Source organism: Paraburkholderia kirstenboschensis, assembly GCF_904848585.1.
In the GTDB taxonomy this organism is placed as follows: Bacteria; Pseudomonadota; Gammaproteobacteria; order Burkholderiales; family Burkholderiaceae; genus Paraburkholderia; species Paraburkholderia kirstenboschensis.
In genome coordinates, this window is sequence record NZ_CAJHCR010000007.1 from 1 (window position 1) to 23,559 (window position 23,559).

Annotated in this window: 17 protein-coding genes and 1 riboswitch; of the genes, 5 read left to right on the top strand and 12 right to left on the bottom strand. The window is 62.4% G+C overall.

Translation table 11 applies throughout. The annotated features are described in order from the left end of the window. The first annotated feature begins 674 nt into the window (after nt 1-674). Nucleotides 675-2,669 (top strand): RNA polymerase sigma factor RpoD, encoded by a 1,995-nt coding sequence (gene rpoD / locus JMY24_RS19205; RefSeq protein WP_128597892.1) that lies wholly within the window; start codon nt 675-677, stop codon nt 2,667-2,669. A gap of 91 nt (nt 2,670-2,760) precedes the next feature. Here the strand turns inward: rpoD and JMY24_RS19210 are convergent, their stop codons facing one another. From JMY24_RS19210 to JMY24_RS19245, 8 genes are all read right to left on the bottom strand, one after another. Next, complete coding sequence (locus tag JMY24_RS19210; protein WP_128597893.1) at nt 2,761-3,153, bottom strand: hypothetical protein; 393 nt, start codon at nt 3,151-3,153, stop codon at nt 2,761-2,763. 290 nt (nt 3,154-3,443) lie between these two features. Further along, the gene (locus JMY24_RS19215) at nt 3,444-4,244 is read right to left on the bottom strand and encodes a YfaP family protein (RefSeq protein ID WP_128597894.1); all 801 of its coding nucleotides are present in this window, start codon (nt 4,242-4,244) and stop codon (nt 3,444-3,446) included. 22 nt (nt 4,245-4,266) lie between these two features. Then, on the bottom strand, nt 4,267-5,151 hold the full coding sequence (locus JMY24_RS19220) for a YfaP family protein (protein ID WP_128597895.1): 885 nt from the start codon (nt 5,149-5,151) through the stop codon (nt 4,267-4,269). Continuing rightward, entirely contained in the window at nt 5,148-6,941 is a 1,794-nt protein-coding gene (locus JMY24_RS19225) for a DUF2300 domain-containing protein (protein WP_201702702.1), read from the bottom strand. Before JMY24_RS19225 ends, JMY24_RS19220 begins: the two co-directional genes overlap by 4 nt. Before the next feature lie 12 nt (nt 6,942-6,953). Next, nucleotides 6,954-11,753, bottom strand: coding sequence for an alpha-2-macroglobulin family protein (locus tag JMY24_RS19230; RefSeq protein WP_201702703.1), 4,800 nt, complete (start codon nt 11,751-11,753; stop codon nt 6,954-6,956). Next, nucleotides 11,750-12,589 carry a DUF1175 domain-containing protein gene (locus tag JMY24_RS19235; RefSeq protein WP_236597454.1) on the bottom strand — a complete coding sequence of 280 codons (840 nt, stop codon included), beginning with the start codon at nt 12,587-12,589 and terminating at the stop codon, nt 11,750-11,752. Before JMY24_RS19235 ends, JMY24_RS19230 begins: the two co-directional genes overlap by 4 nt. Next, complete coding sequence (locus tag JMY24_RS19240) at nt 12,589-14,382, bottom strand: DUF2138 domain-containing protein (RefSeq protein WP_128597899.1); 1,794 nt, start codon at nt 14,380-14,382, stop codon at nt 12,589-12,591. The genes JMY24_RS19235 and JMY24_RS19240 overlap by 1 nt, the downstream gene beginning before the upstream one ends. Before the next feature lie 534 nt (nt 14,383-14,916). Beyond that, nucleotides 14,917-15,759 (bottom strand): HTD2 family dehydratase, encoded by an 843-nt coding sequence (locus JMY24_RS19245; protein ID WP_128597900.1) that lies wholly within the window; start codon nt 15,757-15,759, stop codon nt 14,917-14,919. A 245-nt stretch (nt 15,760-16,004) separates the two neighbouring features. Here JMY24_RS19245 and JMY24_RS19250 point away from each other — a divergent pair, with 245 nt between their 5' ends. Then, on the top strand, nt 16,005-16,832 hold the full coding sequence (locus JMY24_RS19250) for a 2OG-Fe(II) oxygenase (RefSeq protein WP_128597901.1): 828 nt from the start codon (nt 16,005-16,007) through the stop codon (nt 16,830-16,832). A gap of 80 nt (nt 16,833-16,912) precedes the next feature. On the opposite strand, the gene JMY24_RS39605 is transcribed toward JMY24_RS19250, so the two are convergent. The 3 genes from JMY24_RS39605 to JMY24_RS19265 all read right to left on the bottom strand — a co-directional run bounded on the left by JMY24_RS39605 (nt 16,913) and on the right by JMY24_RS19265 (nt 18,883). Beyond that, nucleotides 16,913-17,074: a malate:quinone oxidoreductase gene (locus tag JMY24_RS39605; protein ID WP_413231256.1), complete on the bottom strand. Its 162-nt coding sequence runs from the start codon at nt 17,072-17,074 to the stop codon at nt 16,913-16,915. Nucleotides 17,075-17,855: 781 nt separating this feature from the next. Further along, complete coding sequence (locus JMY24_RS19260) at nt 17,856-18,650, bottom strand: CbtA family protein (protein WP_128597902.1); 795 nt, start codon at nt 18,648-18,650, stop codon at nt 17,856-17,858. 11 nt (nt 18,651-18,661) lie between these two features. Then, the gene (locus tag JMY24_RS19265) at nt 18,662-18,883 is read right to left on the bottom strand and encodes a CbtB domain-containing protein (protein ID WP_128586824.1); all 222 of its coding nucleotides are present in this window, start codon (nt 18,881-18,883) and stop codon (nt 18,662-18,664) included. 51 nt (nt 18,884-18,934) lie between these two features. Then, nucleotides 18,935-19,021, bottom strand: a riboswitch (adenosylcobalamin (AdoCbl) riboswitch). 78 nt (nt 19,022-19,099) lie between these two features. Between JMY24_RS19265 and JMY24_RS19270 the strand changes: the two genes are divergently transcribed. Continuing rightward, nucleotides 19,100-19,690: a histidine phosphatase family protein gene (locus JMY24_RS19270; RefSeq protein ID WP_201702705.1), complete on the top strand. Its 591-nt coding sequence runs from the start codon at nt 19,100-19,102 to the stop codon at nt 19,688-19,690. A gap of 20 nt (nt 19,691-19,710) precedes the next feature. Here the strand turns inward: JMY24_RS19270 and JMY24_RS19275 are convergent, their stop codons facing one another. Next, nucleotides 19,711-20,151: a hypothetical protein gene (locus JMY24_RS19275; RefSeq protein WP_128597904.1), complete on the bottom strand. Its 441-nt coding sequence runs from the start codon at nt 20,149-20,151 to the stop codon at nt 19,711-19,713. A 162-nt stretch (nt 20,152-20,313) separates the two neighbouring features. Here JMY24_RS19275 and JMY24_RS19280 point away from each other — a divergent pair, with 162 nt between their 5' ends. Next, entirely contained in the window at nt 20,314-21,831 is a 1,518-nt protein-coding gene (locus tag JMY24_RS19280; RefSeq protein ID WP_128597905.1) for an ATPase domain-containing protein, read from the top strand. Nucleotides 21,832-21,835: 4 nt separating this feature from the next. Further along, nucleotides 21,836-23,494 carry an ATP-binding protein gene (locus JMY24_RS19285; RefSeq protein ID WP_128586830.1) on the top strand — a complete coding sequence of 553 codons (1,659 nt, stop codon included), beginning with the start codon at nt 21,836-21,838 and terminating at the stop codon, nt 23,492-23,494. Nucleotides 23,495-23,559: the final 65 nt, after the last annotated feature.

Here is a 23,559-nt window from a genome sequence, read left to right on the forward strand (position 1 = left end):
CTGTGTGAGACTTGATACTTTCGCTTTGCGTGAATCCGGAGATCCACTCGCGTCGCGCATCAAGCGCCCACACTTATCGGCTGTTAGTTTTTAAAGATCGGTCCGCTTCACGCTGCGCTGCCCTTACCACACTACCCGGCACCGCTTCGTTCTGCGTCGCTGCATCAGCAGCAGAGAAACGAGATTATGGAGAGCGAGTGACGGGTCGTCAACCCCCTTCGGCGAATTTTCTTTCGCAGAAGCGCCAATCGGCGCGAAAAGCGTTCGCCGTACATATAGTGGAGCCTTCATTCTGCAGAGGAACGCAGTCGTGCGAACATGAACGAGTTGGTCTATAGTCGGGAGTCTGCCGTCCGTCGCGGGAGAACCGCTCGTTGTTGCAGCAAACTTTTTTCACGCCGCTCCGCGCCCACTGGCCGACAGTGAGCGGACCTACGGCAACAGCGTGCGACGAATTGCTGCGCACAATGCGCGCGAAGGCGCAAGCTCGTATATAATGCGAGCCGCGCGAATTTCGCATTTCTATCGGCCCGCTCAGAGCGGGCTCATCTTTTTGCTCCCCAGAGCACACAGCCATATAACCGCGTTGAGTCACTCAGGTGATGTTGAGCCATGCTCGAAACGCCTGACGGTCGCGTCTTGCGTCTCATAGCGAAGCCTCTCGAGGAGAATACGTGAACCCTTTTGATCGCGAAGATTCGCAACACGAAACCGCAGCCTACACGAAAGCTCCGTCGGGCCGTACGCCCAAGGGCAAAGGCGCGGGCAAAGCGATCCCCGTAGCGGCCGAACTGCCGCCGCAGCAAGCCGAAGAACGTCAGCGCCAGATGCGCGCGCTGATCCAGCTGGGTAAGGAGCAAGGCTACCTGACCCACGCGCAGATCAATGACCACCTGCCCGATAATTTCGCGCAAACGGCGGCGATCGACAGCATCGTCAGCGCGTTCAACGACATGGGCGTGCAGGTCTACGAGCAGGCCCCAGACGCGGAAACGCTGCTGCTGAATTCGAACGCCCCGGCAGTCGTTTCCGACGATCAGGCGGACGAAGAAACCGAAGTCGCGTTGTCGACAGTGGACTCAGAGTTCGGCCGCACGACCGACCCAGTGCGCATGTACATGCGCGAAATGGGCGCGACCGAGCTGCTGACGCGCGCGGGCGAAATCGCAATTGCGAAGCGCATCGAAGACGGCCTGCATGAAATGGTGCAGGCCATCGCCGCATGCCCGCTCGCAATTTCTGCGATCCTGGCGAGCGCCCAGCAGGTTGCGGACGGCGAACTGCGAATCGACGAACTGGTCGACGGCCTCAACGAAGACAACATCGCGGCCGAAGAAGAGACCGTAAGCGCCGAAGCGACAGCCGAAGTGGACTCGGACGCGGAAGAAGACGACGACAGCGATAGCGACGACGACGTCGGTCCGGCCGATTCGTCGGCAGCAGACGAAGCGCGCCTGAAACAACTCACGAGCGACTGCCTCGAGATCTTCGCGCAAGTCGGCATCCTGTACGATCAGATGAACGCGTCGCACACTCGCGGCGACGTCAGCTCGAAGGCGTATCAGCGGGCGCGCGAGGAAATTCAGCAGCACCTCGCGAAAATCCGCTTCACCGCGCGCACCATCGACCGTCTGTGCGGCGACGTGCAGCATCAGGTCGCGCAGGTCCGCGCGATCGAACGCAACATTCTGCAGATCGTGGTGACGAAGAGCGGCATGCCGCGCGAGAAGTTCATCGAATCGTTCGCGGGTCATGAAGCCGACCTCGGCTGGACCGAGCGCGCAGCACGCGGCACGACGTCGTACGGCGCCGCGCTCGAGCGTCACCTGCCGGCAATTCAGTCTGAACAGCAAAAGCTGATCGATATTGAAGCCACCGTCTCGCTGCCGCTCAAGCATCTGAAAGAGATCAACCGCCAGATGGTCGCGGCTGAATCGAAGATGCGCAAAGCCAAGAGCGAAATGATCGAGGCGAACCTGCGGCTCGTCATTTCCATCGCGAAGAAGTACGTGAATCGCGGCATGCTGTTCCTCGACCTGATTCAGGAAGGCAACATCGGCCTGATGAAAGCGGTGGACAAGTTCGAATACCGCCGCGGCTGGAAGTTTTCGACTTACGCAACGTGGTGGGTCCGTCAGGCCGTGACGCGTTCGCTCGCCGACCAGGCGCGCACGATTCGCGTGCCGGTGCACATGATCGAGACCATCAACAAGCTGAACCGCATCTCGCGTGAAATCCTGCAGCAGACCGGTCAGGAAGCGCACCCGTCGGTGCTGGCCGAACGCATGGACCTGTCGGAAGAGAAAGTGCGCGGCATCCTCAAGATCGCCAAGCAGCCGGTCTCGATGGAAACGCCGGTTGGCGACGACGGCGACGCCACACTCGGCGACATGATCGAAGACTCGGCGGCTTCGTCACCGGCAGACGCGGCGATGCAGGCCGATCTGCGCGCCGCCATCGACGATGCGCTCGACTCGCTGTCGCCGCGCGAAGCCAAGGTGCTGCGTATGCGCTACGGCATCAACACGAAGTCGGACCACACGCTGGAAGAAGTGGGCAAGCAGTTCGATGTCACACGCGAGCGCATCCGCCAGATCGAGAGCAAGGCCATGCGCAAGCTGATGCATCCGAGCCGTGCCGACCGACTGAAGTCGTTCCTCGACCGCTAATCCAGCGAGCCTGACTCTGCTTTACCGCGCTTGCCGTGCACCATGCACGGCAAGCGCAGCTCCCTCCTCAAGCTTCAGAATCCCACCGTTCTCAGATAAGCAGCGAGACGATCCCGCCAAGGGTGATGCCCGCCGCCAGCCAGCGTCCGGCCGTGTAGAACGCATTACGCTCTTCGTGCGGCTGATCCGGCCGTTCGAGCCCGAGCGTGCCATACGCAAACGACTTCACCGCGGACGAATCCACCGCCGACCTGCCGTCACTTCCAGCATCGGCCGCACTCGTGGCGCCAACTGCATTTCTATCCAAGGCCGCCGTAGCGGCGCCTTCGGTGGAGATATGCACAGCCTCGTCCTGCTCCGACGCATTCGAGGTAGCAGAGCGCGCTGTGGCGGCATCGCCGCCGGTGAAGGACGTTGACGACGCATTCCTCGTCGCGCGATCAGTTGCTTCTAATGTTGACGGCAATGCGCTGTCGATTTGCATTGCAACCTCCGTTCATTTCTTAAAGGCGTTCGGCCCAAAGCCGGTTACAAGATCTATCGACCATGACCGGCTGAAACTTGAAGCCCTGTAAGGGACGGTAAGTGCACGCGCGAGCCAGCGCGAGGGTCAATAACGACGCTTTCCGGCCAGCGCTATGTTGTCCACAGAAACTGTGCCCAAGGCTGTGGATATCTTGCGCAAGAGTAGTACAAGTACCTGAGCGCGCACGGTTTTTGTCCTCTGCACGCAGCAAGTCTGAACGGCAGAAGCAAACAGCAACGAGGCTCCCCTCAAGGCATCACAAACGTCTTCACAAGCGTCAGTTCGCCGGCCTTGCGCATCGGCACGCGGACGGTCTCGCTCTTTTCGTTCGGCGTGTTTTCATTGGTGATGATCGTCACCTGAGCGACCGTCATGTCGCTTCGGTCGCTGCCGCAGCCGTAGTAATTCACGAAGACGAGATAGGTGCCCTTCAGCGGCGCGGCCGACGAATAGATCTCCGGCCCATAGCCAGTCGTCACATCGACGTCGAGCGCGCCGCCGTTGGCAACGACGCGATCGCCGTACCATGCATGCGCGCCGTCTGGCGATACCACGTGTAAGTCGAGATCCGTGCCGTCGGTGTCCCACGCGAGCAATACGCGCAGCTTCGGCTGCGTCTTGCCGCTATACGCGTCGTAGAACTGCACGCGTTTGCGGCTGCCGTCCGGCGCGCGCAATTCAACGCCGTTGCTGCCCGCAGGAAACGCATAGGGCCGCGAGAACTTGCCGTCTTCCTCTACGCGCTGCGGCAACGGCGTGCCGTCGACCACCAGCGTGCCCACCGTCTTGCCTTTCTTTTTCGGCGCGTTACGGATCTGACCTTCGATCAGCGCAAGCTTCGACTGCCCTTCCGGCGTCGCTACCGACACCGCCGGATAATGAACGTCCTGTGTATAGCGCTCGCTGTCGCCGCTCGTATTGCGCCAGCCGTTCAGCGGCGCGGCGAAGTCGATATCGCTTGCATGCGCGGCCGACGCGCCTTGTAAGCAGGCGAGAACCAACAAGCCGTGGCCAGCAGCGTTCATCCATCCCGTCGTTTTGCGCTTCATCGTTACTGCTCCCGTCCCGCTTTCATAGTCGCTCGCTCTTCACGAGCATGAGGTCGCCGATTTTGCGCAGCGGCACAACCATCGTTTCACGCCGCTCGTTCGGCGTATTTTCGTTGAAGACCAGCGTCAACGTCGCCGTGATCACGTCGCGGTCGTGCGCGGCGGCGTCAAAGTTGTAGCCGGTCGAATCAAAATTGCCCCAGTAATTCAGAAAGAACAGCCACGTGCCACGCTCCGGCGCCGCGGACGAAAATATCCCCGGCCCCGCGCCGTCCACGGAGTCGACGTCGAAGCCGCTGCCGTCTTCGAGTGTCGGATTGGCGAAGAACGCGTGCAGGCCGCCCGGCGTAACCACGTGCAGATCGACCTGAGCGTGAGGATCGTCCCACGTGACGATTGCTCGCAGCTTCGCCTGCGGCTTGCTGCGGTCCGCTTCATAGAACTGCATGCGCTGATGCTGCCTGCCGTCGGCGGAAATGAGTTCGATGCTATTCGAGCCCGCACCGAACGCCCACGGCCGCGCGAATGCGCCTTCGTCGTCGGTGTAGAGTGGCGTCGGATTGCCGTTGACCACGAGCGTCGGCGGCTTGCGTGCGTGCTTGTCGATACGCTTCAGGCGCCCCTCGATCAATGTGCGGTAACGCTGCGCGCCACGATCGACCGGCGGTCGCGGATACGCCGCGACGAAATGCTCGCCCTCATTCGTCAGCCCGCTATGACGCCAGCCGCCGAACGAGCCGGTCAGATCGGCGACACCGCCATCTGTACCGGCAGCCCGGGCCCGCGTCGCTACGCCTGCGCCGAACGCGCCGCATGCAGCGGCAGCAACGAGCATCACGGCGCGCGGGCGAACCCGACGCAGCAACGAAAGCCGGCTCAACGAAAATAAGAAAGTGACGTGGTTCATTGGATCGGATTGTCGGTACGAATCAGCATGCGGGCGGTGCGCTCGACAAAATTTTCATCGAGCCCACGCGGATGATGCTGAAACGCGAGGTGAACATATTCATGCGCCAACGCAATGCGATCTTCTTCGGTTTGCAAGCGATACACATAGACACGATTGCGCTGCGCATCCGCATACGGACGCCCTTCGCGAACCGCACATACAGCCGGCAGATCGGGCGTCTCATATCCGGCTGCACCATCCATGCGCCGCGCCCAGGAAGGCGCATTGCGCTCCAGCCACTCACGCGCGCCGGCTACCGCGACGCAATCGCCGGACAAGGGGCTTTGAAACGAAGTCAGCGTTGCTTGCGGCCATGTGCGGGCAAGGATCGCATCGAACGTCAGCCCAGTTTGCGCGGATGCCTTCGCGGCAAGCCAGCTCATTTGCCCTGCTGCGGCCTTGTCGTGGTGATACTGGACAGGCACGCCGGTCAGCACGAGCGCGTCGGTCATATCGGAGGCACGGCGCGCCGCCGCGGTCGGCGCGCGCGGCAGAACGCGCTGCGTGTTGCTGCTGTCGTCGATACGCAAACAGCCGTGATCGCGTACGCCGTGCTGCACGGCATAAGTGCGCGCCGCCACGGCGAGTGCCTTCGCCGCTTCCGGCTGCGCCGTGTCGCCTTCGCGCTCCACTACGCGCGCCACATAGTCGTTCATGCCAAAGCGGCCGATCACTTGCGGTGCTCCCGCAGCGCTACGGTCGAGCCGCAACTCGCCGCGGCTCGTCAGTCGCGTCCAGTTGCCGTTCACAAAACCAACGCGAAACTCTCCGTTCAGCGGCCCGTCAGGCACCGTCGCGGGTCCTTTCTGGCCGAGCACTTCGCGAATCGGATAGCGGCTAAAGAAATCGACGATGACGCATGCGCCGTCATCGGGCACGGTGACTTGCGTGAGAAGCGGCGCAATACGCGGCGCAGCCAACGCGAGCACGCGTGCGCTGCCGCCGGGGCCACCGAGCCAAACCGGCGTGCCATCGGCGAGCCAGCCCGCGGCGCCGCCCACCGATGCCCCTGGCCGGGCCGCGTCGGGCATCGTCCAGGTTTTGGCGCGCAACAGGCTGCCATAAAGCGACACGGTTCCTTCGCCACGCCCGCTCGTCAGCACCGAGACCAACGTGCTGGCCGCCGCTTCGCGCGGGCGTGCGGGCATTGCCTGCAACGCGGCGAGCAGTTGCACAACGGACACACGATGCGTCGGCGTCATCGCGTGAAGGTCGCGCAGCCAGGCGGGCGCGTGTGCCGCTGTCCAATACTTGCGCCAGTCGACGGGATCGAGTTGCAGACGCCCGGGTTCGAAAAAGAGCCCGCACGATTGCACGAGCGCATGTTCGCGATCGACATGACCGCCCGTCATGCAGCAATACACTTCTTCGGGATCGCCGCCGCTGCACGTGTAGTCTGGCGTTGCGATATTTCGATCCACCAGATAGCCGTAGACAAACAGCTTCCACACGCTGCCAAGCGGCGTTTCCAGCGTGGCGGGCAACGGCAGCGCGGATTGCGGAGACAGGCCGCCAACGGCGCTGTCGACGTCGGCTTGCCAAAGCTGGCTTTGCCCGTCGCGCAGCCACGCGAAGCGCAGTGTCTCTTTCGATGCCGCCTGCGATGAAGCCGGCCTGGCAGCATACGCGCGATCGAGTGTGACGCCGCAGCTCATACACACCGCCGCCACCGCGCCCGCGACGAACGCGATCCGCAGCATCATCGCTGCAAGACGATCGCGTACAGGCAGGAAAAGCGCGCGGAACATGGTCTGTGTCGCTTACTGGATGCGCAACGTCGTCACGCGATCGCTCTTGCCGCCTTCGAACGCCTTCGCGTCCGGTTGATACATGCGGAAATAGCGCGCGGGCGGCAATGCAAATGTGCCCGGCAACGCGAAGCGCACCAGTTGCCGCAACACCACTGGCCGATCGAGCAACGGCACCGGCTGGTGATACGAGAGCTCACCCATTTCATACGATGCAGCGCGCGCGAACGGTTGCGGGCCGCTCTCGCCTTCCTTCTCGCCAGGCAAGCCCTCGATCGACACGCCCCAACTCGTCGCTTCGACGCTCGCGCCCGGCGGCAGCGGCACATCGAGAAGGCCGTAGTGATAGGCGTTGCCCGAGCGCGGCGTAAGCGCGACTTCGTCTACGTACAGCGCATTGCTGTCGATCGCATCGCCCGACTTCACGAGGCGCGCTGTGAACGCGGAGCGTCCCACATTGCTGTCGCCCGCGCCCTGCTTTTTCGGATCGGCTTTCACCTCGACCGGTTCGAGCTTGTAGAAGCGGCGCGCGACGCTGATGTTCAAACGGCTGTCTTCGCTCGTATGACTGCGGAACGAGACGATTGCGCTGACGTCCGTGCGTGCGGCGCCTGCGTCGAGCGTGGACGGCACGCCTGCAGCGGTCCATTTCCACAGTGGCGTGCCGGTCGGCGTCGCAGCGCGCGTCCAGCCGGCGCCTTGCAGCGACGGCAACGAGGTAGCCGCCACGTCGCCACCGAGCGCCTTGCGCAACCAAAGCAGCGTCAGTGCCCGGTCGAGCGTCGGGTAATCGGCGCTGCTTTTTGCAAGCAATGCGGATGCATCGACGCTCGCGCCTTCGCCGGACATGGCAAGCAGGCTTTGAACGAGCGGCGCCGGATCATTGCTCAACGAGGCACGCGCGGCGCTCGATGCAGCATCGAAACCCTCCGGCGTTTGCGCGCCTGTCCCTCGTGCCATGTTCGCGATCAACAGCATCGCCATCTGCTTGCCGCGCGGCGAATCGGCCTGCGCGAAGACGATGCTGTCCGGCGCGCCATACGTAGCATTGGCGGCATTGCGAGCCTGTGCGGCGGCGGTGGCCGCCGCGTCGCTCATCAAGTCGGCGGCCACGCCCGATACAGGCGTCGCGACCGGCAAGCCCATTTGCTGCATGAACCACAGCGCCAGCGCGCGATGAAGCAGTGGCTCTTTTGCGCCGGCGTCGCGATAGACCTCCATCGCGTGCTGCCAGTTCGCGGCCGGCAGGCTGATGCCGAGGCTGCGGCTCGCGAGCCAGTCCGCGTAATACGCGTAGGCCGTAATCAGCGCGCTGCCGCCGGTCGTATCGCCCCACCAGCCGAACGTGCCGCCGACGCCCGCGAGCATCGCCAGACGCTGCCGCTGATTGCGCAACAGCGCTTCGATTCCCTGCGTCGAACTCGCGTTGTCGCCGCGGCCGATTGCGTCGTGCGCAAGCGCGAGCGGGATCAAGCGGCTCGACGTCTGTTCGGCGCAGCCATACGGGTAGTCGATCAGATCGTCGGCTACTCGCATGAACTGGCTCGTCGCGCTGCCGACGAAACGCACGCTCACTTCCTGTGCGTCTTGCGGCAGATTGAGCGGCTTGCCCGAGCCGTCCAGCGCGACAGTGTTCTGATGAAGATCGAGCCAACCGCTCGCGTCGAGATGAATCGTGGTCTGCAAGCGGTCCACATCCTTGTCGCCCTTGCGCAAGGTCGCGTTGACCACGCCGGCCTTCAACGCGCCGCTCGGCAGACGCAGATAATTCGCGCCGCGCTTAAGCGTGACCTTTTGATTCAATGACAGGCCGCCGCCTTCTACTAGCCACTGCGCGTCCATGTCCGCATCGGTCTGGTTGAAGGCGATCATGTCGATAGCCGGCTGATCGTTGACGCGGAAATGCGACGGGCCGCTCCACTTCAGATACAGCGCCTTGTCGGAGCGCACGTATGCGGTTCGCTGGCCGACCATGCCATCGGGCGCGGCCGCGCGCACGGTGATGCGCCAGCGAGCAAGCGAGTCGGGCATCCTGAACGTCATGGTGGCATGACCACTGGCGTCGGTTTTCAGACTGCCTTCCCACGCGGCCGTATCCTGATCGTCGCGGCGTGGGCGCTCGAGCACTTTCACGCCGCGCTCGTTGTAATTCGCGCGTTGCGGCCCGCCCGGCGCACCCTTGAGCGGCGAACGCGCAAGGTCGTAAGTGATGAACGACAGACTCGACGACGTCCGCACGTTATTGCGGCGCGGATGATAGAAAAAGTCGACGATGTTCGGCGCAATCTCCGGCTGCAGCACATAGACCATTTCATCGACCACGCTCACCGTCAGATTCGCCGCCTCCGGTTTGCCGTTCAACGTGCTGTCGAAATTCAAGGTGACCGTGTCGCCCGGACCGTACACAGGCTTGTCGCTTCTCACGTTCAGTTCGATTTGCGGCTGTGCCACCACGATGCCCGCGTTCTGGAATGCGTATTCGCCGGCATGCACGTACAGCACCGAGAAGGTCATGTTGGGCGCGAAGTCGTCGCCGACCTTGATACGCGCCTTCCATTGCGACGGCGTCACGCGTTGCAGTTGCAACCAGTCGCCACCCGCGCTCAGCAGCGCGCGTCGTTCGACGTTGTCGCGTTCGAGCGTCAGCAACGCATCGTCGACGGGCAGCGGGAACGTGATCAGCGCTTCCGCCGTGTCGCCGATCTTGTACCGGTCGCGATCGAACACAATCTCGACGCTGCCCGGAATCGCCTTCAGGCCGTCGCCCGCGACCCAATGGCTGACGGCGGCGAGCAGGTTGCCCGCGTCGTCCTTGACCGACAACATGTACGAACCCGGTTGCTCGAATGGCACCGCGAACGACAGCTTGCCGCCAGCACCGTTCGGCACGCTTTTCAACGCGCCTTCGCCGTGCGTCTGCGATTCGAGGCGCGTCCATTCCCATTTCGCCGGCGCATGGGCAGCCGGATCGACCGCGGCCAGCGCTTGCAAGTCGAAGCTCACCGATTCCTTCGGCTGCGAAAACGATTTCGACGTAGTCAGCCGGTACGGCGTCGCGCCGCGCGCGATCAGCACTTCGCGCGTCACTCGCACCTTGTATGCGGCGCCGTCCTGCGCGAACAGCGTCAGCGCATAACGGCTCGGCTCGGTCGCGGCGGGCAGCGTCAGGCTCGCGTTGCCGTCGCTATCCGTCTTGAGTTCCTGCTGTTCGAGCTTGACCGGGAAGAGCCCCGCATAACGCAGTTCACCGTCGACAATCGTCACTTTCTGCGCGCGCAGCGTGACCGAAATCTTGCTGTCGCGCACCGGCTTGCCGTCCGGATAGCGCAGCTGGATTTTCCCCTTCAACGGCTCGCCGGTCGCGTAGTCGGCCTTGTCCATTGAAAGATTGACGTCGAAGTGCGGCTTCACATATTCGGCAACGCGAAACGCGCTGCCATACACATCGCCGTTGTAGTCGAAGCGCAGCGTGTAGCCGCCGGCGCTTGCGTCGGCGGGCAGCGTGAACGAGGTGTCCGCGCCGGTATCCGAAGCGAAATGCGTCTTCGCCGTTGCGACCGGCGAGCCGTTCGGATCGAGCACTTCGAGCTTGATGTCGGCCTCGGCAGGCGCCGACGATTGAGTCGCGTTCTGAAACGTGCGGCCGATAAACTTCACATGGACCGGATCGCCCGGCCGGTACATCGGCCGGTCCGTCACGGCGTAGATTTTCGTGTTGTAAATCTCGCTGTCGTAATAGAAATTCTCCGAGACGAACACGCCGCCCTGCGGATCGACGCCGAGCACATAGCTGCGCTCAGGACTCACGTGTTGCAGCACGAGCGCGCCGTCGTTGCCCGTAGTGCCGCTTTGCAACACGCCTACGCCGTCGGTCCAGTTCACTTCCGTGTTGACGACCGGCTTGCCGTTATCGCGCCGCGTGGTCCACACCAGCATTCCACTCGATGCCGCTTTCACGACCGCCACCGTGTCCGACACGAACAACAACGTATGCGCGCGATAGTTGCCGATCACCGCCTCGACGATATAGAGCCCCGGCGGCAGCTTGCCGACCGGGATCATCACGTTGCCGGCGCTTGCCTCGATGAAGTTACTGCTGCTGCCCGCGAGGTTCACGCCCTTGGGCGGCTCGATCACTTTCGCGTCCCAGATCGGATAGCGAAAACGCGCGACTATGTCGTAGCCCTTCAGCGGGGCGAACTGCGAGTTCTGCTCGAATTGCGTCTGCTTGCCGGTCTGTTCGCCGAGCTTGAATTGCGGCGCGGCCTCCGTTGCCTTGCTGCGGGTGGCGAACGAGAGCACGCGTTGCCATGCACGGCGCGCCTCGGTGAACCAGCGGTCCCACAGATAAGCAAGCGTGTTCGCGAGGCCTTCGCCCTGATAATTCGGCGCGACATTCAGCCGATGCAGATTCTTCTGTGCCTTAAGAAACTCGAGCGGCTTGGGTACCCGATATACGACGATGTCCGCGCCGCCATAAGCCTGCAACGCGTCCTTGAAATCGCGGCCGGGCGCCTCCAGCCGGACCTGCGCGAGCTGATTGCTGCCGAAGCTCGCGTCCGACAATAGGAAGAACGGTTGACCGTCCACTTTCTGCGAGCTGAAGTTGCTCGACGGCGCCGGATTGAGCGTCGGATTCGCGGCGATGCTGGCATCCGCTGATGCGGCCGACGCCTCCTCGCCTGCGTGCGCGGCCCCGCTTGCTGTGACCAGCGTAATGGCCACGAACAGCGCGGCCACCGTGAAGGCCGCGCGACCGCGCGCATGGTTCAACCATTTGCAAGTGGCGATGACAGAGCTCATTCGGGTCATGGTGTCAAAAAGTCCAAACGAAACACGCCGACAAAATTCGGATTGCCGTCGAGCGGCTGCCAGCGGGAATCTTTCCATTGCATCAGGTCGGAAACGGCGACCGCGCGCAGACCGGTATCGGTCGGCGTAACGGTGCCTGTGTGATAAGCGATGTAGCGATCGAGCCAGATCATCAGATGCTGGTCGTCGCCCTGGTCGAAGAACAGCAGGTCGCCGGGCAGCGCCTGGTTGACGTCTTTCGAAACGAAGCGGCTATTGCGTTGAATCAGCGCGATGGCCGACGCGTATGCGCCAGTGGAGCCGTCGAGCTGCGTCCAGCGATTCGCGATCATGCGCTGCGCCGCGGACAACTGCAGTTCGGGCGGCAGGCTGCTCGTGTCGGCAAGGCCGGTCATGCCGTTGGCGTGCAGCCATTTGCTGTCGTGTGCTCGCAGCGTCTCGCCGACGGCAAAACGCACGAGCCCCGCGCAATCGCGTTGCGTCCAGCGCGGCGTTGGGCCGCGGCGCATCTGCTGGTCGACGATACGCGTGAACCACGCGCGAAACACAGCAGATTGCTGCACGGTTAGCGCGTCGGACTCGGGACCTGCTGTGCTTGGGCTCAGCGCGTGGGCATAGGGCGCGACGCTGACTGCTGCAAATATCGCGGCCGTGCGTAACAGCCATGCGCGACGTGAGGCCGCGACAAAGCTTGAAGTAGCGGCGGCTGCGCACACGGGATACGCGACTTGCTCCGCGCGGAGTTGGGACGCTGCGTGCCCACTGTCTCTCGCGAGCGCGCGCCGAGGCGCCTGGCGAGGCGCGCGCACCGCGCCGGCTAAGCGAAGGCGGCGCATTAATCGCCCTCTGTGCCTGGCTGGTCTGCGGACGCTTGCGACGAGTCGTTATCCGGACCCGCATCGCCTTTCGCGCGATCGAACCACCACTCCACCGGCACCCAGCCGGTCGAGCCCGGCAAGGTCTGCGGCAGCGTCAACGAAACGGCTGGATAGTGTGCGAGCGCGCGCAGCTTTGGTGTGAGATGCGCGCGCGAGGCGTTGCGGAACACGGCCTCCTGATCGGCGGGCAAGGCGGCGCCGGCCTCCCGCTCGATCAGTGCCGCAGCGGACGAAGGCGTCAGCGTCAGAATGGTGCGCGGCAAACGTTCGGGAGCAAGCGTGTCTGCAAGCGCGGGGTAACGCTTGTCGAGCACTGCCAGCGTGTCGTCGACGAGACGTGAGTCGGGCGAGAAGATCAGATAGCCGTGCGCGAGCGCGAGCGTCACCGGGAAATAGCGCTCTGCCGATAGCTGCGACGCGAACGACGCCTTGCTGCTCGACGCCGTTCCCGAACGCGCGCTGACTGGCCGCTGCCAGACGGTGACGTCGGCGCCCTGTTCGCGCCTCGTGACCGGCAAACGGCGATAGGCAGTGTCGTCGCCGTCCGTCTTCGCGGCCTTCGCTTCATATGCGCCGATCACGTCGCCGAACGTTTTGTCGAGGGCGGTCTTTAGCGTAGCGATCGAGGCCGCGTCCTGTACCTTATCCTGCGTTTTGACTCGAGCGATGAAAACCGGCGCAACCAGCGTGGATTTCGCATACCAGCACACCGCTGCGGGCCCCGTCAGACGATCGCCGATTGCCCCGGCGGCGTCCGAACCATCCGCCACCTTGCCAAGCAATGCCGACGCCTCCTTCCAGTCGGCGGGCAAGCTCGTGCACGCCGCGGCGTTTGCCGGCAATGCGCGCCACAAGGCCGCGCTGTTCCACTGCTGCGGCAGCTTGCCCGGCTCGATCAAGGCCGAGGTCCGCCAGCTCGCCGCCGCGCTGCCATTCGGCGAGAAGTCGAAACGCAGTGCGTCGATGCCCGAAAAGAACGCCTGATAACCGAACGACAGGTAATTCGCCGACACCACGAGACGATGCCCCTTCGGCGCCTCTCCCGGTGCATCCAGTTGATATGCGCGTGCGGCGTCGTCATGACCGGACGACAGCATGTCGGACACAGCATCGGCGCGTTCGCCCAGCAGGCCACCCTTTTCGTCGAGCAGAACGCCAGGTGCGGACAGCACGACGAGGCGATCGTCTTTCGTCGCGAACAGCAGCGTTCGGCCAACTGCCAGCTTCAGCGCATAGACCGGCACATCGCCGGAGAGTTTGGCGACCTGACTGAGTTGCGCGTCGCTTGCGGCAACGTTGCCCAAGCCCTGCAACAGCTTGGCAAGACCGTTGCGGCGCATCGACATGATCCAATAGCTGAGGCGGCCATCCGGTGAACGCCAGAGCAACACGTGCGCGGGTTCGTCGAACACGCGGTGGATCAGTTCGTCGCGCCAGTCAAGTTGATGTTCGAACGCGAGTCGCCGCAAAGCACCTTCGGCGGAAAGCCGCGTATTCGGCGATTCGTAATAGTCGACGAAGTCTTGCGTGAGCACGTCGTGAAGCAGCGGCACGCGCAGCATGTCGCGCGGCAAACGCGCCAGCGCTTCGCTGTCGATCACCGCGTCGGGATGATGAATATCCAGAACGACTTCGCCCGCATTGGTCGCCTTGCGATGCGCGAACGGACGCCACACGGCCTGAATGACGATGCCGGCCACGATCAGAAGTGCGGCCACGAGGATTGCAATCTTTTTACGCGACATCTTCATCTGAGTTTTTCTGGTTCGATGCGACGATATTAACGTTGATGCCAGCCGGATTAAGCCGCCGTGAGCGATCGCTGAAGGCAGCGATGATAACCGATATTTTTAACAGCAGACCACCCCACATTGCATTTAACAATCCGCGATGTTTCAAGCGTTCGGCGACAAAGAGTTTGCACTTGATTAATGCGTCGGAAAAGGCTAGAGATTTTTCCCGAAATCACCGCGGCTAAAAGGTCATTCGTTCAGGCGCTATGCCGCTGAGCGCCTGTGGGTGCGGGCTGCCGCTTAACTACATGCCACTTGCGAGCCAAGTGCGAGCGGCGCCCCGATCACCTCATGCAGGTAAGCAGCAATGCATTATGCGCATAAACGACCGTGATCCTGCGAAGTCGCCGGTTAATGCGGGACTTGCTCCTACACATTCAGAGAAATATCACTTTGATTCCCACGCTGAAACCTTCAGACGACCGGGCTTTTCATCGCGTGCGGGTTGAGGTTTCAGCTATTTATAATGGTTGACGCCTTGCGTTCGTGAAATTACTCAATCCCAGCTGTCGCTCGCATCGTCAAATAGCCTTCATGATCTTTTGCCCATAAGTCGATGGTTTTTCCATCCGCCGAGGGCGCGCCGCATACTTTGAAAGTGTGGTCCGCAAACGTCGGACGAAGCGCCTTGAAGGCAAAGCTCTGCAGCGTTGCGTCGGGTCGCTCGCGGCGCACGAGATCGAGCAGCAGCGTGGCAATCAACGGGCCGTGGACGACGAGGCCAGGATAAGCCTCGACTTGCGTCGCATACGGATAGTCGTAGTGAATGCGATGGCTGTTGAAGGTCAGCGCCGAATAGCGAAACAGCATGACGGGGTTGGCGTCGATAGTGCGGCTCCAACTCTCGCCCTGCGGCGCGAGTTGCGGCTGCTGAGGCCGCGTGTCTGCTTGCGGTGCGTCGCGGTAGACGATGTCGTGCTCTTCTTCGAGCTTCAGTTCTCCGCCGGCTTCAATCGAGTGCTGCACCGTGACGAACACGAGGCGCCCCGAGCGGCCTGTCTTGTCTTCAATGTTTGCAATCGTCGACGTACGCGTGGCGCGCTCACCCATCTTCAGCGGCGCATGAAAAGTAACGCGCCCGCCGGCCCACATGCGGCGAGGCAGCGGCACCGGCGGCAGAAAATCGCCGCGCTTCGGATGACCATCCGGGCCGGCTTCGGACATCGGCGCGATCGGCAAGAAGTAGAGCCAGTGCCACAGGGGCGGAACGGTGTCGCCGCTTTGCTCGCGATCCAGCGTCGCGGCGAGAGCCGCGAGCGGAAAGGCGGTAATGTGATCTTCGGCGACTTGCTGGGTGCCGAGCCAATCATCGAGTTTCTTGTGGGAATCGGACATGGGCAAAGCCTCCGGTGGAGCGACGAATTGACAGTACCTACTATGAACGACGCGACGCGCTTCGCAAAGCTTATCGTTGCGCTCGGTGGCTCTACGTTGCTTGGACCTGATCGTTCTGCGGGACGCATCGCCGCTTATTTCGCACGTCTTCGAACCGGGGAATTGCAGCGCAAGAGTCGGAGTGCGCGGCCCGAAAGACGCGCTTACACTCAATCATCGTTCGGAAATCGCTGAGGGAGACTCTCATGAATACGGTGGCGAAAGATGCCCGCGCGCAATCGCCGGAACAGAATCGCAACACTGAGTTGAAGCCGTCGCAGAACCGCACTCATGCGAGTTCGCTGACGGCGCGCATCGAGGCGACTGATTGGTTCAACGTGGAAGAAGAGCTGAACAGCTATGGCTGCGCGATGCTAGGCGGGCTGTTAAGCGGGCGCGAATGCGATGCCCTTACTGCGCTATATCCGAGAGAGGACTTGTACCGCAGCCGCGTGGTGATGGCGCGGCATGGCTTCGGCCGTGGTGAATACAAATATTTCGCTTATCCGTTGCCGCCGTTGATCGGACAGTTGCGCCGCGAGTTGTATCCGCATCTCGTGCCGGTGGCGAATCGCTGGAACGAGGTGATGGGCATCGACATCCGCTATCCGGCCGGACACGCGGAGTTTATCGAGCGCTGCCACGCTGCGGGCCAGACCCGCCCGACACCGCTGATGCTCCAGTACGTGACCGACGACTACAACTGTCTGCATCAGGATCTTTACGGCGAGCACGTGTTTCCGCTACAGGTCGCCATTTTGCTGTCGGAACCCGGTGAAGATTTCACCGGCGGCGAATTCGTCATGACCGAGCAGCGTCCGCGGATGCAATCACGCACGGAAGTCGTGCCGCTGCGCAAGGGAGACGCCGTGGTGTTCGCGGTTCATCATCGGCCGGTGCAAGGCACGCGCGGTGCATATCGCGTGAATTTGCGGCACGGGGTGAGCCGTTTGAGGTCGGGACAACGGCATACGCTGGGAGTTATTTTTCATGATGCGATGGCGCCGTCCTCCGAAGGCGTCGCCAACACGTAGTTTTGAACACGCTCGCACTCGGCCTTAATGACAGGGCCGACTCTTCGAACCGGGCACCGCAAGGCGTTTGTTCCTGAGACTCACAGATGCTCAATTCCCAACGCTGTCGCTGTCTCATCGCACACGCTGTCGCAAAGCGTTGCACCGTCGATGAGTGACACGCCGTAGGACGGAATGATCTCCTTCATCTTAGCGAGCCAGGCACCCGACTTCAGTTCTTTCGCGAAGCATTTTTCCAACACACTGATATAGGAAACCCTGAATAGTTCTTAAGGCCAGTTTGTTTCCATCGTGGTCGTGGTTATCTGCTTCGGGTAGCGCGCATGAATGGCTGTGCGCATGACCGCTAGCACACATGTCACCGTCCGAACGGAGTCCGGGTGTTCTGCTTGCCTGTATGTGAGGTGGGTCGGAGCAGGTGGACTCAAGCCGTGCCGGCTTCCATATCGATGAAGACACTGCCGAACTGGTGCGTGCTCCGAAGGCCGGCCAAACGGAGTTGGCCGAATAAAGCGGCTTACCGGTTGTGATAAACCGGCGATAGGTATCTATAGATTTGCCGTTGAGACCAGTTGAGCGCTTGTCCGTCCCGGCCGCCGAGCCGGACTGTTACCCCACACCGCTGTCTTTCTTTGCCGTCACGCTTGTTCAACGAATACTCGTTGTAGTTGTTCTTCTCATTCTTCTCATAGTCGCCTTCAGCGTTATAGATGCTGATCGACCCAAAGCCGTCCACAGGCACGTCGGATTGAGCGTGAGCGAGATTGTCGACTGTTCGCGGGTTGAGCTTTGAGCGTAAGCCGACGGGATGATGCAGAAGAAAGGAAGCCCTGCATAGCAGCTTGTTTTCATAACGGTACCCGATTAACTCGCAGGATGAGTTATCCCCAGTTTATGTGCCCAACCCTGTGGACAACCACCCCACAACCGCGCCAAGTACTTGACGCGGCTACCTTCCGTCTCGATGCGCACAGACTCAACCATTTACGCAGCCAGCCTATCAACACGAGCCGCCAAAAGACCTCAAACCGACCCAGCCGCCGTCCGATTCCCCACACGCATGAACGAGCTCCGCTCAACGATCGCGCCGAACAGCAGCCCAATCGTCGCCCACATGATCGCCTGCATGCCGAGCGCCGCCACGCGGAATTTCCACAGCAGCGCCGCAGGAAAACCGGCCGGTGTTTCGTCGATCACGGGCATCGACATCTGCACCGCGGCAATGATCGCGATGAACACAAGTCCGGCCACGATCGAGCCGTTCCATGCACCGAGTTTCATCGCCGCGCGACGCCGGACCTTCAGCGAAAATACCAGCGCGGTCAGCGAGATCGCGATCATCAGAAAGAACAGGCCCGTGCGCGTTCCGATTGTCTCCGGGTCGCCTACCGCCGGCGGGTTCGCCGGGTACTTGATGTTGGGAACGATCACCAGTGCGACGAAAGCGCCAAGCGCAAGCCACGCCGACAACGCACGCGCGCTCATCGCGCCGACTCGCCCGTACGCATAGGCAAACACCAGCGCGAATAGTCCGCCGAACGCCGCGCCGTAGGTCACCACGCCGGTCAGCAACCCCAATCCGGCTTGCGTATCGCGACTGACCAGCTCCTGCTCGTGCTCGTGCTCGTGCGCGTGCTCGTGCGCCTCCGCACCCGCACCCGCATGCTCATGCGCTCCACCGGCCCCGTCCCCGGCTTTCTCTTCGAAGGCAATCGCCTGATTGACCTGCGGCTCGCCCGCCACTCGCGCGAACGCGAACGTGAGCAGCCCCGCGGCGATGCCTGCAAGCATCCCGCGCAACAACAACTTACCGACCATGTTCTGCTCCGTTAGTGGCAGGGAAAGCCGAGCAGATGGCGGCCGTCGTGCACGAACTCATGCACGTACATGCCAGGCACTAAAGAAGTGGCGCCCTGTTCCGCACCGACGAAGTACAGCGCGAGCAACAGCAGCAATCCGCCGAACACGGCCCAAGGCAGCAGTTCACGCAACGGAATCGGCGTGGGCTGAATGGCGGGCTGGCGGGCGGGATCGAAAACAGCTTCGGTCATGATGGACATCTCCTGGGGTAGCGCGCCCCGTAGTCGATTGCAGAGGAATGGTGCGAAGCTCAGGTCTGGCTTTCGGCTTGTGATGCCGATTACAGTGGCGCGACCGCGCCGGGCTTTCACCGGCTTCCGCGCTTCGCAGTGCGGCTATTCTACGCGCTAAACTTCCGCGCCAGCTACCACACACCGACACGAGCGCATATTGACGGGAACTCAACGATGAACCTGCGGCTGTTACTGGTCAGCCACGCGCCGACCGCGGCCATGCGCGCGGGCCGCTTTCCCGCCGACGACCCGCTCGACGCTCGCGGCCTCTGTGAAGCGCAAGCGGCGCGAGCGCGCCTGTCGTTTGCCGACGATGCAATCGCATTCGTCAGCCCCGCCGCTTGCGCGCGCGAAACGGCCTTGGCGCTCGGCCTTGCCGCGAAGGTGGACCCCGCGCTCTCTGATGTCGAATACGGCAAGTGGCGCGGCCAACGCCTCAACGATCTCGCCGCGCAAGCGCCAGACGCCCTGGCGGCCTGGACGCGCGACCCCGACGCCGCTCCTAACGGCGGCGAATCGTTCAGACAGGTGGTGAAGCGGATCGGCAAATGGCTCGACGCAATAGACGTTGCGCCAGATGGCGCGTCGCGCGCTGCCCACGATGTAGTCGCCGTGACGCATGCGCCGCTGATCCGCGCGGCAATCGTGCATGTGTTGGGCGCATCGCCAGAGGTCTTTCCGCGCATTCAAGTCCCGCCGCTCGCGGTCGTCGAATTGCAGCGCTCGCAACAACGTGGCTGGACATGGTGGCCGGCGTCGTCGTGACTGTGCTGGAACGTCCTGGCTTATTTACCCGATACCGACAGACGCAGCTTGCCCGAACCCGCAGGCGTCAGCGTAATTTCCGTGCGCTTGCCGGGCACGCCAAGATAGAAGTGCTGGCGTGCCGGCGAATTCTGATCGTGCGTCGCCTCCGGCAGGCACGAAGCAATGTCGGCGGCGACAGCTTCCAATGCATCGGCAGTCGAGGCCGAATCGCGATGCGGTGTCCACGCGCACTGATAGCTCCCGCGCGCCGCCGAGCATTGCGCGTCGTCGCCATAAGGCTGAGCAACGCCTTTGCCGTCGTCCGGCGTAAGCGCCGCAAACCCGCCCGGCGCAGCCGCTACGATCCGTTTCAACGATGCACAGGGGCTCGGTGCATCGTCGGCATTCGCGGCGCTCGGCGCGAGGCTGCCGAGCGATGCAACAACAAGTGTGGTCACGACCAGCATGTCGGCTTTCATAGGCGGCGCATGTTTTCAATGGATTGAAGGGTTCCGATCCGGAGCACGCTCCATGCCGTCCCACAACGTAAAACGGCGGCTTCTCGTCAATAGGCATGCAACTTGCATTCTGCCGATACCGGCTGACGGACCAGGCCAATTTATCAATGCTATAACCACGCTATGTCAAAAGACGCTGCCACACACACGCCCAACCGCCTTTGCTCAGGAATCGAGGGGATCGATAACATCTTGGGAGGCGGCCTCACCCCGCACCGCATGTACCTTGTAGAGGGCGCGCCCGGTACGGGTAAAACCACCCTGGCGTTGCAATTTTTACTTCAGGGCGTCGAGGAAGGTCAGGCAGGTCTGTACATTACGCTGTCCGAGACGCGTTCGGAGCTCCTATCGGTAGCCGACAGCCACGGCTGGGATCTGAGCCGCTTCCATATCCTGGAGTTGCTCTCCGACGAAGGTCTGGATCCGCAATTCGAGCAAACGGTGCTGCATCCGGCCGAGGTCGAACTCGGCGAAACGGTGCGAAACGTGATCCAGCAGGTCGACGAGATCAAACCTGTGCGGATCGTGCTCGACAGTCTGTCCGAGTTGCGCCTGCTGTCGCAGAACGCACTGCGCTACCGTCGGCAAATCCTCGCATTGAAACGCTACTTCGCCACGCGCGCATGCACGGTCTTGCTGCTCGACGACAACACGTCCGACCCGGGCGACGTGCAACTGCATAGCATCGCTCACGGCGTGATCGCGCTGGACAACATCGTGCACGACTACGGCGGCAATCGACGGCGCGTGCGCATCGCCAAAATGCGCGGCATCAAGTTCCGCGAGGGATACCACGACTTCACGCTCGACACCGGCGGCATCCATGTCTATCCGCGCCTCGTCGCGGCCGAACATCACGCGCAATTCGATACACATGTGGTGACCACCGGCACAGCAGGCCTCGACGCGCTGCTTGGCGGCGGACTGATACCCGGCACCAACGCGCTGTTGATCGGACCGTCGGGCGTCGGCAAAACCACCACCGTGGTTTCATGCCTGATCGCGGCTCTCGAACGTGGCGAACGCTGCGTCTACTATGTCTTCGACGAAACGCTGGTCACGCTTATCGCGCGTTGTGCCACGGTCGGCATGAATCTGCAGCCCTACGTCGACAACGGACTATTGACGCTGCGTCAGATCGATCCCGCCGAGATTTCGCCCGGGGAATTCGCGAGCGACGTCCGCATCTCCGTCGAGAAAAGAGGTGTCAAATATGTCGCGATCGACAGTCTCAACGCATACCTGCAGGCAATGCCGGGCGAGCGCTACCTGCTGTTGCAGATGCACGAATTACTCGGGTATCTCAACCAGAAAGGCGTTATGACGATGCTCGTGCTGGGACAACACGGAATTATCGGCGAGGTTCAGAGCGATATCGATATCAGCTACCTGAGCGACGTGGTCATCCTGTTCCGCTATTTCGAACACCACGGCGAAGTCCTGACCGCCGTGACGGCCGTTAAGAGCCGCGCCAGCGCCCATGAACGCTCCATCCGCCAGTTCCGGCTCACGAGCCGGGGCGTCGAAGTGGGTGAAGCGCTGCGCGATTTCGAAGGCGTGCTTTCCGGGTTGCCGTCTTACCGCGGCACCACGGCGCTACTTGGCACGGCGGAGCACGTCATCGACACGTCGCGGCAGTAACGTCATGGAGCAACGGGTCCTGATTCTCGCGCCTTTTGGCCGTGACGCCGACGTTATTGCCGAGGTCCTGCACAAGGATCACCGCGTATGCGTGCCGTGCCGCGACGCGGACGCCCTCACCGAGGCCCTCGACGCCGGCGCGGGCAGCGCGCTCATCGCCGAAGAAGCGCTCGCTGGGGAACATGCGACGCGTCTATTCCGTTGGCTCGAACAGCAGCCGGCATGGTCGGACTTTCCCTTCATTCTGCTCGCGGCCACGCGCGTGGGGCATCGGTCGGCGCGCGGGATCGAAGTGCTGGAGCGCCTGGGCAATGTGGTCGTGCTGGAACGTCCGCTGAACTCCGAGACGCTGCGCCGCGCGGTGGCCTCGGCGCTGCGGGCCCGCGCACGGCAATATGAATCGCGCCGCCATCTGGCCGAGCGGATCGAAGCGCAGGAAGCGCTGGTGCAACTGAACGACTCGCTCGAAGGCCGCATCGCGGAACGTACGCATGAGCTGGCTTCAGCCAACAACCGGCTGATGATGGAGATTCACGAGCGCGCAAAAGTGCAGGCCGTGCTCGTGCAATCGCAGAAGATGGAAGCGCTCGGGCAGCTCACCGGCGGCATCGCACACGACTTCAACAATTTGCTGAACGTCATCATGGTCAACTCGGAACTGATCTCTCGCGTGAGCAGTGACGAGCGCATTCGAGGGATGGCGGCGACGGTCAAACGCGCGACCGAACGCGGCGCGAAACTGACCGGCCAGCTGCTGACGTTCTCGCGCAATAGCAACCTCGACCTCAAGGCCGTCGACGTCGTCGCGTTGCTGCAAGGCATGCGCGACATCATCACCGTGTCGCTGGGATCGGGTATCAGCTACAGCAACGACTTCGAAAGCGACGAGCTGTGGACCCAGGCCGACGCGAATCAGCTTGAACTGGCCGTGCTCAACCTCGCGATCAACGCGCGCGATGCAATGCCCGGCGGCGGCCAGCTCAGTGTGCGCGTGAAGCAGCGCACGGCGCCTGATCAGACGCTCGCCGAGGGCCGCTATGTCGTGATCGAAGTCACCGATACGGGCTCGGGCATACCGCCCGACGTCGTATCGCGCGTGTTCGATCCGTTCTTCACGACGAAGCCGATCGGCAAAGGAACGGGACTGGGCCTCAGCCAGGTGTACGGCATTGCGCGGCAAGCCGGGGGCACGGCGAGACTCTTCAGCGAGGAAGGCGCCGGCACGACGGTCGAGGTGTGGTTGCCGCTACGCGACCGCGTCGCGCCGCAGGCTGCGGAGGCCTCCAATATCGAAGCGAACGCCGTGGGCGAAAAGCGCGTGCTGGTGATCGAGGACGACAGCGAAGTGCGCGCCATGCTCGTCGAGTCGCTGAAAATGCTCGGCTACAACGTGACCGAAGCCGCCGACGGACGAGCCGGACTCAACCGCCTCCAGGACGACAACCCCGACCTGCTGATGGTCGACTTCGCCATGCCCGGCATGAACGGCATCGACGTGATCGCCGAGGCCCGCAAGATGCGCAGCGACCTGCCGGTGATTCTCGCAACCGGTTATGCCGACATCGACATTTCCGGTCTTGCGGTGGAACGCTGCACGGTACTGCGCAAACCTTTTCAGCTCGACGACCTCGCGCGGACGATCCGGCTTGGACTGATTGCGTGAGGCGCGTGCGTCGCCGTGCGCCGCTAAAAATTCCAATTCGATAGTTTGCTAACGATTGTTTTGGA

Excerpts from the sequence above, each read along its gene's own strand:
- JMY24_RS19245 (WP_128597900.1), bottom strand. The coding sequence starts at position 15,759 with ATGTCCGATTCCCACAAGAAACTCGATGATTGGCTCGGCACCCAGCAA.
- JMY24_RS19225 (WP_201702702.1), bottom strand. The coding sequence starts at position 6,941 with ATGTTCCGCGCGCTTTTCCTGCCTGTACGCGATCGTCTTGCAGCGATG.
- JMY24_RS19285 (WP_128586830.1), top strand. The coding sequence starts at position 21,836 with ATGGAGCAACGGGTCCTGATTCTCGCGCCTTTTGGCCGTGACGCCGAC.
- JMY24_RS19275 (WP_128597904.1), bottom strand. The coding sequence starts at position 20,151 with ATGAAAGCCGACATGCTGGTCGTGACCACACTTGTTGTTGCATCGCTC.
- JMY24_RS19215 (WP_128597894.1), bottom strand. The coding sequence starts at position 4,244 with ATGAAGCGCAAAACGACGGGATGGATGAACGCTGCTGGCCACGGCTTG.
- JMY24_RS19230 (WP_201702703.1), bottom strand. The coding sequence starts at position 11,753 with ATGACCCGAATGAGCTCTGTCATCGCCACTTGCAAATGGTTGAACCAT.
- JMY24_RS19270 (WP_201702705.1), top strand. The coding sequence starts at position 19,100 with ATGAACCTGCGGCTGTTACTGGTCAGCCACGCGCCGACCGCGGCCATG.
- JMY24_RS19280 (WP_128597905.1), top strand. The coding sequence starts at position 20,314 with ATGTCAAAAGACGCTGCCACACACACGCCCAACCGCCTTTGCTCAGGA.
- JMY24_RS19220 (WP_128597895.1), bottom strand. The coding sequence starts at position 5,151 with ATGAACCACGTCACTTTCTTATTTTCGTTGAGCCGGCTTTCGTTGCTG.
- JMY24_RS19260 (WP_128597902.1), bottom strand. The coding sequence starts at position 18,650 with ATGGTCGGTAAGTTGTTGTTGCGCGGGATGCTTGCAGGCATCGCCGCG.
- JMY24_RS19265 (WP_128586824.1), bottom strand. The coding sequence starts at position 18,883 with ATGACCGAAGCTGTTTTCGATCCCGCCCGCCAGCCCGCCATTCAGCCC.
- JMY24_RS19250 (WP_128597901.1), top strand. The coding sequence starts at position 16,005 with ATGAATACGGTGGCGAAAGATGCCCGCGCGCAATCGCCGGAACAGAAT.
- JMY24_RS19235 (WP_236597454.1), bottom strand. The coding sequence starts at position 12,589 with ATGCGCCGCCTTCGCTTAGCCGGCGCGGTGCGCGCGCCTCGCCAGGCG.
- JMY24_RS19240 (WP_128597899.1), bottom strand. The coding sequence starts at position 14,382 with ATGAAGATGTCGCGTAAAAAGATTGCAATCCTCGTGGCCGCACTTCTG.
- JMY24_RS19210 (WP_128597893.1), bottom strand. The coding sequence starts at position 3,153 with ATGCAAATCGACAGCGCATTGCCGTCAACATTAGAAGCAACTGATCGC.